The 11,006-nt window shown below is 45.0% G+C and carries 10 protein-coding genes; 5 read left to right on the top strand and 5 right to left on the bottom strand.

Annotated elements, in window-relative coordinates:
* Positions 1-102 precede the first annotated feature (102 nt).
* Both F7R24_RS06505 and F7R24_RS06510 read right to left on the bottom strand, forming a co-directional pair.
* Positions 103-1,317, bottom strand: a complete 1,215-nt coding sequence (locus tag F7R24_RS06505) for an EF-hand domain-containing protein (RefSeq protein WP_151670435.1) — start codon at positions 1,315-1,317, stop codon at positions 103-105.
* Positions 1,318-1,426: 109 nt separating this feature from the next.
* Complete coding sequence (locus tag F7R24_RS06510) at positions 1,427-1,855, bottom strand: YchJ family protein (RefSeq protein WP_151670436.1); 429 nt, start codon at positions 1,853-1,855, stop codon at positions 1,427-1,429.
* A 113-nt stretch (positions 1,856-1,968) separates the two neighbouring features.
* Here F7R24_RS06510 and sbcB point away from each other — a divergent pair, with 113 nt between their 5' ends.
* Positions 1,969-3,420: an exodeoxyribonuclease I gene (gene sbcB / locus F7R24_RS06515; protein WP_151670437.1), complete on the top strand. Its 1,452-nt coding sequence runs from the start codon at positions 1,969-1,971 to the stop codon at positions 3,418-3,420.
* Complete coding sequence (locus F7R24_RS06520) at positions 3,421-4,002, top strand: hypothetical protein (protein WP_151670438.1); 582 nt, start codon at positions 3,421-3,423, stop codon at positions 4,000-4,002.
* A gap of 19 nt (positions 4,003-4,021) precedes the next feature.
* On the opposite strand, the gene F7R24_RS06525 is transcribed toward F7R24_RS06520, so the two are convergent.
* Positions 4,022-6,871: an insulinase family protein gene (locus tag F7R24_RS06525; RefSeq protein ID WP_151670439.1), complete on the bottom strand. Its 2,850-nt coding sequence runs from the start codon at positions 6,869-6,871 to the stop codon at positions 4,022-4,024.
* A 168-nt stretch (positions 6,872-7,039) separates the two neighbouring features.
* Here F7R24_RS06525 and F7R24_RS06530 point away from each other — a divergent pair, with 168 nt between their 5' ends.
* A complete protein-coding gene (locus F7R24_RS06530; protein ID WP_151670440.1) occupies positions 7,040-7,918 on the top strand; it encodes a Tim44 domain-containing protein in 879 nt (292 codons plus the stop codon).
* An 81-nt stretch (positions 7,919-7,999) separates the two neighbouring features.
* On the opposite strand, the gene yaaA is transcribed toward F7R24_RS06530, so the two are convergent.
* Complete coding sequence (gene yaaA / locus F7R24_RS06535) at positions 8,000-8,779, bottom strand: peroxide stress protein YaaA (protein ID WP_151670441.1); 780 nt, start codon at positions 8,777-8,779, stop codon at positions 8,000-8,002.
* A gap of 39 nt (positions 8,780-8,818) precedes the next feature.
* Positions 8,819-9,052, bottom strand: coding sequence for a DUF2789 domain-containing protein (locus F7R24_RS06540; RefSeq protein WP_151670442.1), 234 nt, complete (start codon positions 9,050-9,052; stop codon positions 8,819-8,821).
* Between the two features lie 155 nt (positions 9,053-9,207).
* On the opposite strand from F7R24_RS06540, the gene trpS reads away from it, so the two are divergent.
* Positions 9,208-10,488: a tryptophan--tRNA ligase gene (gene trpS / locus F7R24_RS06545; protein WP_151670443.1), complete on the top strand. Its 1,281-nt coding sequence runs from the start codon at positions 9,208-9,210 to the stop codon at positions 10,486-10,488.
* Positions 10,488-10,883: a tetratricopeptide repeat protein gene (locus tag F7R24_RS06550; protein ID WP_151670444.1), complete on the top strand. Its 396-nt coding sequence runs from the start codon at positions 10,488-10,490 to the stop codon at positions 10,881-10,883. The genes trpS and F7R24_RS06550 overlap by 1 nt, the downstream gene beginning before the upstream one ends.
* Positions 10,884-11,006 lie beyond the last annotated feature (123 nt).

Here is an 11,006-nt window from a genome sequence, read left to right on the forward strand (position 1 = left end):
TAATCCTTTAAAATGGTCAACCTCCAAAGGAGGGAGCTTATTCTAACGGTGGCAGGTACTGCAATAAAAGACCTGAATGGAAATGAATTCAAATATAGTTAGTTAGATGCTCAGATCAACGTGTTGAATTAGTCCTGCCTTACCCTGATCTGAAACGTAAATGCCTGTCGAACGGATCACTCCAAGTCGTTCATCACCCAGAGAATTATTGAGCGTGAAGGGGGTGTCAGCGTTACCTAAATAAATGGCACCAATCCCCGCATCTTTTAAGCTAATCAGTTGTTGGCTATCACTGGTGCCAGGTTTAAACCAAAGTTTCAAGTGCTCGAAAATAAAGTCGTTTTCATCAATCCAGCCGTTTCCATCATCGTCATATTGGGTTAATTCCTTAAATCCATCGCCGGTTTTAGCACCAAAAAGCTCACTTCCGTCATTGATCTTGCCGTCACCATTTCGATCTAAAGCGAGAAATGCAGAGTTTTGACCCAAGGTTGGAATCCATTCTTGTTGCCCATCAATGGTTAAATCAAACTCAAAGCGCTGCTGACTTAACTCCGCTGCACGCCCATCAAAGCTGATCACTAATGGGTCTTTAAGCGCTGCACCTAAACTTAAAGAAAACGCTCTTTCTTGCAGTAGTTCTCGGCTCATGTTCAAGTCAATATCGATATTTATCTCTTGACCCTCGCTGGTTTTAATGACCCCTTGAGCCCTGAATTGACCGGTTTCTTGCTGATAGAAACGTTCGTTGACTTGATACTCAAGACTGGCTCTTTCATTCGGCGTCATTGGCATTGTTTGAGGATTTGACACTGCAGTAGGTGGCGCTTGAGCCTCAATGGGAATATTGCTTGAAGTGTTAGAGTCTTTAGGTATTCTCAAATCGGTGATGCTGAATTCGATCTCTTTACCCGTTAGGCTAGAGAGTAATGTTTTTATCAGAGAAATACGCATCCTGTCTTCAGGAGACAGCTCTAAAAAATCCCCGTCCTCTTCGGCATCAACTGTGGATAGTGAAGAGGTAGCTTTGACAGCTTGGGCATCATTCAGGTTATTCTGCAAGGCGTTATTGTAAGTCTCTACTTTTTTACCCATGTTATCAGCTTTATTGCTAAGCTGATTATCGCCAGCTTGTTTTCTAATAGACTCGTAGGTTACTAAACTATTGCTTTCGCTGATATGTTGATGACGAAATTGCATTTCGGTCATCTGGCCGTTACGACCAGGCATACGAATATCCAGTTGCTCTTCGCGACTGTAACGTGTCGTGGCTTGATAGATGCTATTTAGCTGTAGCTGTGATGATTCGATACGCATGGCCGATCCCTATAGAGACGTCAGGGGCTCTTCTCTGAAGTAGCTATCGGCGAAGGCGCGTATAACTTAAATGTTAACTGCGTGACTCTATAATAGACTGTAGATCAATCTATTTGGCAATTAGCTCTAAATCACCATCGACGTAAAACCAGCGGTCATTATCTTTACGAAAGCGAGAAGTTTCTCTTAAAAGACCATCACCCTCTGGACTTTCGAAACTGGCTTCGAAGGTTACTTCCCCGGTGCTATCAGTCGCCAAACCATCTTTTGTAGATAGAATTTTCAATTCAATCCAGTTGGTGATTTGTGTTTGCTCCATTAACAGTTCGTGATCTTCTTCACGGCGATTCTCAGGTGCAGTGCTATCGACTAAGTAGTCGATAGCACCTACTGAAAAAGCACTGTAGCGTGAACGCATTAATGCTTCAGCTGTCTTCGCTGGACGGCTGCCATTAATGGCCGGTCCACAACAAAAATTAAAGGGTTTGCCAGACTGACAAGGGCAGAGTTGATCGGTGCTAGATTGATCCTGCAACATAGGGTGGTACCTATAGGGTGATACAAAATTAAATGTCTGATAGTCTTCAGCATAGCATGGCTGCTAAGCCATATAAACGATATGGATAATCGACTTTAGCACGAGAGTTTTGCATGACCCAAGAACCTACTTTCTATTGGCATGATTACGAAACATCCGGCACGGACCCAAAAAGGGATCGTCCAATGCAGTTTGCCGGTGTGAGAACAGACATGAATTTCAAAATTATCGGTGAGCCTTTGGTGCTTTATTGCGCTCCGGCTGATGATTTTGTTCCGAATCCTATGGCAAGCTTGATTACCGGAATTACTCCTCAAAAAGCCTTGCAAGAAGGCGTCTGTGAAGCTGAATTTATTCAGCGAATACATGCTGAATTATCAAAACCCGGTACCTGCGCCGTTGGCTATAACAGTTTACGTTTTGATGATGAAGTGACTCGATACACTCTCTACCGTAATTTCTATGATCCCTATGCACGTGAATGGCAAAACGGTTGTTCACGATGGGATATTATCGATATGGTTCGGCTGACTCGAACCCTTCGTCCCCAGGGTATTAAGTGGCCCAATTATGATACTGGAGCACCGAGTCTTAGGTTAGAAGACTTAACTAAAGCCAATGGCTTGTCCCATGATCAAGCCCATGATGCGTTATCGGATGTGTGGGCAACGATTGCGCTGGCTAAACTGATTAAGGAAAAACAGCCTAGCCTGTTCGAGTATGTTTTCAAAAATAGAGGGAAGCAAGCCGTCAGAGAGATGCTGGATACGCAGACCATGAAACCCGTTCTGCATATTTCCTCTCGTTATCCGGCCGAATTAGGCAATATGGCCGTTGCTGCTCCCATTGCAGAACATCCCGTAAACCGAAATGCAGTCATTGTCTGGGATCTTCGACATGATCCCGCACCTTTGCTGGATCTGTCTGTAGAAGAGATCAAAACACTGTTATACACCCATCATAAAGAGTTACCCAAAGATGCACCTAAAGTGCCTTTAAAGCTCGTGCATATCAATCGTTGCCCTGTGTTAGCACCCGCAAAAATGCTGAGTCCAAATGAAACGAAACGCTGGAAAATTGTCGGTGATCAATGTCGAGTGCATCTAGCGAACTTGCGTCAAACACGCGATACATGGCTACCCAAACTACAAGCACTTTATGCTGAAAATGACCTGCCAATGGATAAAAATCCTGACCACATGCTATACAGTGGCGGTTTTTTCAGCGATTCAGATCGACATTTAATGGAAGAGGTACGACAAACACCGCCAGCCCTTTTACAAGGCCTGAATCCACCGTTTCAAGACTCACGTTTACCCGAACTACTGCTAAGATATAAAGCACGGAACTTCAGTTATGTGTTAACGGAAGAGGAGCAGCAGCAATGGGAAGAGTATCGAAGTCGACAGCTTCTGGGACCTGACAATGATGGCTGCTTAACCATTACACAGATGTTTGATGAACTTAATCGCATTGCGACTGAAAAAGAGTTAAGCCCGACTGAACAGCATATTTTGGAAGAGTTAGCGCTGTATGCAGAGTCCATCTATCCAATGGAGTTTTAAGTGATGAAATGGGCGCCTGCTGCTGGGTGTCTTCTCGTCACTTCACTCACTTTTTCGCTGGCTGCAGAACCGGTGCAGTATGAGGTAGTGATGCCTGATGATTATACTGAAGGGCGTTTTCATGGCAGAGATGTGTTTGAGCGCAGAGAAGGATGGCAATCGTTTGACCCTGAAGTCATGCCAGAGGTCTATCCATCTGAACCCCTACCTTTGCCAGAACCTGTCGTGATCATGTATTCACCAACGATAGTAGAACCGGTCGTTCAGGAGTTGATGAATCGTCCAGAACCCACACCGCCCTTAACAGGAGAAGATCGAATTTTTGCTGAAATACGCGAAGATATTCGTGAGCAGCAGTGTTTCGCGCTCGGACTCAGTCGTGATTGTGATCCTGATGTTGGTTTTACCGGTGAGATTACCTTGGAAACTGACACAGGAAGAACAGTGGGTAGCGAAATGCTGGGCGCTTCAAACTTCTATCGTCGTTTAGAAGCCTTAGATGAGGAGCCTGATATCGAAGAACGATTCAGGCTCCTTGAGGAGTCTTTTGCCCCTGATTTCACCCCGATCTTTGGTGATTAAGGGCGGTACGGTATCTCAATCAATGGAAACGGCTGTCTGAGCGTTGCTGAATTAAACGTTCACTACCACTCAAGTCGGGTGCATCAACACTCTCCTCAAATTCAGGCAGAAAACCACCAAAGCTTCTAATTTGATACTGGCGTTGCGTTAACAACTCCAGCTGTTCAATCAGATCAGCTGAAGTGACTTGAGCTACTTGATCTGCCAGCAGTTGGTGAGTAGTAAATTCATTGTCGCGATCCAGTTCACGCCAGTAGCGCTGTGAGCGTTCCGATAAACGCATATCAGGTTGTAGCAATCTTGACTGTAGACCTTGACGAAATTCGTCAAGCTGCTCATCGCTTAGAGCTTCAAGATCGGCATGAGTTTGCTCAATAAACTGATCGTAATACTCTTCCAGCTGAATAGGGTGTGTTACCGGTGATTGAACGATCAAAGCGATGCCAGGAACATCTCCCATGGGAAGGTAATTGGCAAACACGATATAACCTAGCTGACGTTGAGTACGAAGTTGGGAATAGAAAGGCGTTGAAATAACCTCGTTCAGGAGCGCAACGCGAGCGCGTTGTTCCAAACTTCTATCACTCCCTTGAAGATAGCGAACTAACGTAGCATCTGGGTGCTCTAGCAGCAGAGTATCTGTCAGGCGTTCATCCGTGGGTATATCGACGACAGGTACGTGAATCCCTGTCACCGCATGAGTATCCGATAGCAAAATGGACTGCACCCGCTGGCTCATTTCTGAGGCAGTTTCTGCGGTCAGATTACCATGAGCTAAAACCCTGACTTCAGTTTCTACAAACAGTTCACTGAGGAATTGTTGTAACTGCTCGGGTGTGATGGTTTCTAGAACAGCCAAGCGATCTTCTGTGCTCCAGCGAGACATTAAACTGGTAAACAGCTGTTGCATTGCTAATTGATAGGGTCCTTCTTGACGCTGATTAATCAACTGTTCCTGTAATTGAACTTTTACACGCTCAAAACGTGACGCTGTCACGTCGGGTGTACGAAGCGTTTCGAGTAAGGTTTCTAACATTAATGGTTGCTTGTCGTTATAGCCAGACAGCTGCATGGAGATTCCACGAAGATGCGGATAGATAGAGACATTTAAGCCCGCTAATGACGCGTCATATAACACTGGGTTTAATTGATCATTAAGCACGCGAGAATAAAGATCTAGCATGACAGCATTTTCAGGACTTGCCATGGCTAGATGAGTCATGATGGCGACGAATATATCAGCGCGAGGACGCAGAAATTGCTGATCTTGTTGAAACCACAGAGTAAACCCAGGCTCTTGGATCAGGGTTACAGGGAGTTCAGACGCATTCGCTTCTCTTTCAACGAGTTCTATTGAATTAGGAATGAATGGGTTAAGCGAGCGCAACGTCATGCCTTCGTGAGCTTGCGGCTGTAACCACAGTGCAATGCGCTCTGCAGTGATAGGTGCAAATCTAAAGCCCGCGTTATATCGCGCTTCTACCTGTTCAGCATCAACATCAGGATGTTGAATGGATACCAGTAGATTATTTGGATTCAGCTGTTCAAGATACTGACCGATTAAATCGGCTTCAAATGAGTCAAGCAAATAGGGTGCTTTTAGCAAATATTCAGCTGGGTAAACTTGCTGAAGCTGGGCCAATATCATCACTTCGCGAATAGCAGGTGGTTGGTCGCGAAATTTAAACTCGAGATCAGCCAGTTGACGAATTTCTTCATAAAGGTTGGCGTCAATCCCTTCATTTTTCAACAAAGCTATATAAGCAAAAACCTGCTCAATGATTGAATCAACTTGCTCTAAACCCGCTTCAGTCAAATCAATGCTGATTTGAAAGGCTGCTTGATTGGGCAGGTCGATCGCAGTGAAAGCGGATAAACCGTTAGCCAGTTCCGCTTCTTTTAATATTGAGAATAGGCTTCCTTCGCCCTCATAACCTATCAGGCTAGCAATAAAGTAAAGTGGTTTACTGCGCCAATCCTCACGGATGGGATCAATGGGAAAGAGAAGCGATACATTGCGTTGCTGGCGCAGGGTTTGAATTTCAAGTTCTAGAGGAAGCGTTCCTTCCGTAAACAGCGCTACTTCGTCAGCAAATGCGCTGGCATTAAAGTTGGCTATCTCGCTGAAACGCATCTCAACGAGTTCTTGCAATTCATCAAGGGATTGAGGACCGCTGACCACTAAACTCATTAGGTTAGCTGAGTAGTATTGATAATACAGATCAATCAGTGCATCGCGAATGGATTGATCGTCAGTATTGGATAAAGAGCGCAAATCACCCACGGCAAAGCGGCTCCAAGCATGTTCGGGGTTCATGACTTGTTTGGTCACTTCGTGTGCTCGTCTGCGATCATCACGGCGGCGTGCTTGAAACTCCGACTCGACGGCATGTCGCTCTCTATCAACATATTCAGGTGAAAATAAAGGATCGATAAAGAAACGAGAAAAACGATCTAAAGCGCCAGGCAAGGCTTGAGGACGGATATCGAAAAAGTAATTGGTGTTTTCGTAGGCAGTAAAGGCATTAAACGAGCCACCATTGGCATTGATGAAAGATTGATAACTGTCTGCCTCTGGAAATTTTTCAGTGCCTAAAAACAGCATATGCTCTAAAAAGTGTGCCAATCCGGGAATTGACTCTGGGTTAGCACCCGATCCTACAGCGACATCCATGGATGCTGCAGCTTTCTCTGCTGTAGGATCGGAAATAAGTAATACTTTCAGTTGGTTGGGTAGAGTTAAAGCACGAAACTCACGTTGATCAAAAGGACTTTGAATCACTTTTGCCATGCTAATGCTGGGCAGCAAAAGCAAGATAACCACGATGAACATTAACTGAATGGATTTGCGTCCGCTCACGACTGACATAGATATCCTTTGAAAGGTTAAAACTTAAGTGATTGCACAATAAGACTTCTTTGTAGCCATAGAGTTCATTTCTGAAAATACTATCAATTAGTCTAAAATGCGCTTATATTTGATCCCGATCATTATATTAGAATCTAAGCTTAAAAGTGCGTAAAAAGTGAGGTGCCGATGAGACGTTTTACACTTCCTGTCATAACTCTGTTAATTGGGTTGTTTTTAATTCCCTTAGACGCCGAAGCCCGTCGCTTTGGTGGTGGTATGAGTGGTGGACAATCTTTCTCCACACCTCAGCGTCAAGCCCCGGCTCCTGCTCAGCAGAGACAGCAACAGCAACGCCAAGATGGGGCTCAGCAAAATCAGACTGCTCGTCCAGGTATGGGTGGTCTAATGGGTGGCTTACTTGCGGGTGGACTCTTAGCTGCTCTGTTCATGGGTGGTGCATTCGAGGGTATCCAGTTGATGGACATCTTATTAATGGCCCTGCTAGGGTTCTTAGCCTTCAAAGTGATTAAAGGCTTTATGAAGCCAGCTAACGCCAATCGGGCAGCCTATGCCGGTGCTAACTCACCCAGTGCATTTACCTCACACTCTTCCGATATTTCTCGTAGCGGTTTTATGCCCGAACCTCCGGTATCTGGATTAGCGTCAAGCTATATGGCTGAGCCATTAGAATTACCGGAATGGTTTGATAAAGCAGCTTTTCTAGAGGGTGCTGGACAGCATTTCACCCATCTTCAGCGTGTTTGGGATAACCAAGACTGGAATGAGATCGCCACGTATACCTCTGAAGAGATGCTAACCTTGCTGAAGCAAGAGCGTGCAGGTATGGCACATGATCAGCATACAGAGGTTGTGTCAGTCATGGCGGAACTCGTCAACTTTATCGATAATAAAGATCATGTCATCGCCAGTGTGAATTTCTACGGTTGGTTGCGTGAAGACGAAGGCGGCGAAACCGCCGAATTCAGTGAAATTTGGCATTTAAGACGTGATATGGGAGATCAACCAGGAAACTGGATGATTGTCGGAATAGAACAACCGTCTTAAGTTTTATATCCCTTCTCGTCGTTCAGATACTGCAACAGTAAGCTGCAGTATCTGAACGAATTTGCCTAACCTCGATACGTTTTACTCTTCTGCATGATCTCTTAAAAAAACGGGAGCCTCAGGTTTGGAAAGCTCTGGACTGTAATAGTATCCTTCCAAGTCAAAACCTAATAAACCCTCAGCGCTGTCAATGCGATTTTGAATCAGATAGCGAGTCATCAATCCACGCGCTTTTTTAGCGTAGAAGCTAATGATTTTGTACTGGCCATTTTTCCAATCTTTAAAGACAGGTGATATCAGCTTAGCGGACAGTTTTTTTGCGTTAATCGCACCAAAATACTCATTAGATGCCAAGTTGATCACTAGAGCATTGTCAGGCTGTGCTGCATCTTGGTTCAATCGTTCTGTCAGTTGGTCACCCCAATACTTGTACAGCGTATTGCCGGCGGAAGTATCTAGTTTGGTACCCATTTCTAGTCGATAGGGCTGCATCAGATCTAACGGCTTCAGCACACCATATAAACCAGATAAGATGCGTAGATGTTGTTGCGCATAGTCGAAGTCATCCTCCGATAAGCTATCCGCATCCAAACCGGTATAGACATCACCGCGGAAGGCTAATAAGGCTTGCCGTGCATTGTCTGGAGTATGTTCAGTAGACCAGGATTGATAGCGAGCAACATTTAAACTCGCCAGCTTGTCGCTGAGCTTCATCAACTTAGCGACATCCTGCACGGCGAAATCGCGTAACTGATCAATCAGCTTAGCCGCTTCCTGAGTAAACTCAGGAAGCGAATGCTTTTGTGTAACCGGTGTAGATTCAAAATCCAGTGTTTTCGCAGGTGATATAAGAATCAGCATTGTAAGAAAAAGTGTCCTTAAAATAATGTAAAGAAGAGATTAGCCTCTCAATCGAGTGTTCAGTTCGTCGACGACCTCCGCCCAATCAGAGTCAGATTGAATCGCTTCTTTTAGAAAGCCGGCCTGAGAATCTGTCCAGAAAGTCGCTTCTTCAAGTTTGACGTTATCTGAAAACAGCTTATGAGTATTAATAAACTGGTCAATTTGTGCATCGCTTGATGGCAGGCCAAGCTGCTCAAATAAGGTATTCATTGTATGTAAAGACGTATCCATAATCACCTCCAAGGGCGTATATCAACTTAAATTCAGTGTAAGTCTTGGTCACTTGCATAACTTTGTCAAAGTCTTTGGCAAAGTCTTGGTTAAACCAACCTTACCTTTGGTGTATCCTTAGTCATCTTTTTCAGAACAAGTGTGACAGGTCAGGAATGAGCAAAAAAACCATACTTACGGGTATTACTACAACAGGTATACCACACATTGGAAACTATTTAGGTGCGATAAAGCCCGCAATTGAAGCCAGTGAAAATCCAGCGTTGAATAGTTACTTCTTTTTGGCCGATTATCATGCCCTAATCAAGTGTCACGACCCTGATCGCGTAGCCGAGTCAACACGTGCTATTGCTGCCACCTGGCTGGCGTTGGGTTTGGATACTGATAAAGCAACCTTCTATCGCCAGACTGATATACCTGAAATTCCTGAGCTGACTTGGATTTTGACCTGTCAAACGTCAAAAGGTTTGATGAATCGTGCCCATGCCTACAAAGCGTCGGTAGATGCCAATCGTGAAGCAGGGCGGGAAGATCTCGATGATGGCATTACCATGGGGTTATTTAGTTACCCTATTTTGATGGCTGCCGATATTTTGATGTTCAATGCCGACATCATTCCGGTGGGTAAGGACCAAGTTCAGCATATTGAAATGGCCAGAGATATTGCAGGGCGCTTTAACCATCAGTTTGAACCTTTGCTGACACTTCCAGAAGCACAGGTGGATGAAGAAACCCAGCTGATTCCTGGATTGGATGGCCGTAAAATGTCGAAAAGCTATGACAACACCATCCCATTATTTGTTGAACCTGACGAGTTGTATCGTTTGATCAAATTGATCAAAACGGATTCTAAAGGTCCAGGCGAACCCAAAGATGTGGATAACAGTACTCTATTCCAACTGTATCGCTGTTTTGCTTCACCATCTGAAACAGTGCAGATGCGTCAAGCCTTTGCTGATGGTATTGCGTGGGGTGATGCGAAAAAGACGCTCTTCGAATACTTGGATGCCAAGCTAACAGAGCCTCGTCAACGCTATAAAGAGTTGATGAACGATTTAGGCCATGTTGAAGAGGTGTTATTGAAAGGGGCAGAAAAAGCCCGTCATGTTGCCGGTGAGAATCTCAGCAAAATCCGTATTGCTAGCGGTATTAGGCCGCTGACCTATGTGGCATCAAACACTAAAGAACAGACTGAGAAGAAAGAGAAAACGGCAGAAGAACTTGAGCGCATCGAAGCGGGTCGCCAACGGGCTATTTTACTGCAGTTAAAACCTTTACTTGATCAAGTCGCACAAGCAGATGACAAACAGGGCGCTGCGAAAGCTTTGGTTGCTCAGAAGCAGGCTGAAGTAGAGCAACTAAAGAAAAAAGCGCGTCAAAAAGCGCAAAATGAGTTGGAGCTATTGCAAAACGAATTGGCTGAGTGGTTACGTTGATGCGAACCCTTGGACGCTTATTGGCCCCGTTGGTTTTTTGGATTGCCTATGGTTTGTTTCGTTCGCCTTTTGCCAAAGGTAGTAAAGCGCGTCACGATTATGTCATGAAGCTGTTTCGTTACGCTGCAGATCATCGCAGTCGTCGAGCACTGTCGGTGTATGGACACTTGCTGCATTTCCGCGGTGATGGTGTTCAGAACCGTATTCAAGGCGCTATCTATCTTCAACAGGCCGCAGACATGGGAGACATGAAGTCTCAATATCAGATGGGAAAAGTGTTCGAGCAAGGCTTTGAAGGTTATTTTCAAGTCGATGAGGTTAAAGCACGACATTACTACTCTCTAGCTGCACGTCAGGGGCATCCCTTGGCCCTGACGAAGCTAGAAGAGGGGTAAGTGCCAATAAATCAGCACTCTACCCCTAGCTGTACTGAGTCACTTTTTTCGAAGTCTTCTCTAGCGGTGCATTCCATGGCAAGAGTTGTTCAAGTTTCTCTAGCGTATCGGCTTCTGCGATGT

Origin of the sequence: Nitrincola schmidtii (assembly GCF_008973715.1) — a bacterium.
In the GTDB taxonomy this organism is placed as follows: Bacteria; Pseudomonadota; Gammaproteobacteria; order Pseudomonadales; family Balneatricaceae; genus Nitrincola; species Nitrincola schmidtii.

Excerpts from the sequence above, each read along its gene's own strand:
- F7R24_RS06505 (WP_151670435.1), bottom strand. The coding sequence starts at position 1,317 with ATGCGTATCGAATCATCACAGCTACAGCTAAATAGCATCTATCAAGCC.
- F7R24_RS06510 (WP_151670436.1), bottom strand. The coding sequence starts at position 1,855 with ATGTTGCAGGATCAATCTAGCACCGATCAACTCTGCCCTTGTCAGTCT.
- sbcB (WP_151670437.1), top strand. The coding sequence starts at position 1,969 with ATGACCCAAGAACCTACTTTCTATTGGCATGATTACGAAACATCCGGC.
- F7R24_RS06525 (WP_151670439.1), bottom strand. The coding sequence starts at position 6,871 with ATGTCAGTCGTGAGCGGACGCAAATCCATTCAGTTAATGTTCATCGTG.
- F7R24_RS06530 (WP_151670440.1), top strand. The coding sequence starts at position 7,040 with ATGAGACGTTTTACACTTCCTGTCATAACTCTGTTAATTGGGTTGTTT.
- yaaA (WP_151670441.1), bottom strand. The coding sequence starts at position 8,779 with ATGCTGATTCTTATATCACCTGCGAAAACACTGGATTTTGAATCTACA.
- F7R24_RS06540 (WP_151670442.1), bottom strand. The coding sequence starts at position 9,052 with ATGGATACGTCTTTACATACAATGAATACCTTATTTGAGCAGCTTGGC.
- trpS (WP_151670443.1), top strand. The coding sequence starts at position 9,208 with ATGAGCAAAAAAACCATACTTACGGGTATTACTACAACAGGTATACCA.
- F7R24_RS06550 (WP_151670444.1), top strand. The coding sequence starts at position 10,488 with ATGCGAACCCTTGGACGCTTATTGGCCCCGTTGGTTTTTTGGATTGCC.